Consider the following 286-nt stretch of genomic DNA (forward strand, 5'->3'; position numbering starts at 1 on the left):
CCACATCACCGCCCTGGGACTCCGGGTCCAGCAGGCGCAGGTAAGCCACCAGTTCATTGTCGTTCCAGGCCATCAGGTGATGGGTGTCCCCCGCCAGGTCCTGCCCATCGATGTCCTGATACGCGCATTTCTGCTCGACGACGAATACCTCGCTGCGCAAACGCAGGACGGCATATAGCTGGTCCTTGCCCAAGTCGTTGTGATGTTTACAAACCCAATCAACCGTCATGATGTGTGCTCTTATAAAGACGTGCCTGGATAGTAAGCGTGACGGGCGCCGCTGTCT

1 protein-coding gene is annotated in these 286 nt (G+C 57.3%); it reads right to left on the minus strand.

Annotated elements, in window-relative coordinates:
• Window positions 1-229: GNAT family protein (locus AAEY75_RS14625; RefSeq protein ID WP_502944424.1), on the minus strand; the 229-nt coding region annotated here is incomplete at its 3' end.
• Window positions 230-286 lie beyond the last annotated feature (57 nt).

Source organism: Psychrobacter sp. TB55-MNA-CIBAN-0194 (assembly GCF_040309505.1).
Classification (GTDB): Bacteria; Pseudomonadota; Gammaproteobacteria; order Pseudomonadales; family Moraxellaceae; genus Psychrobacter; species Psychrobacter fozii.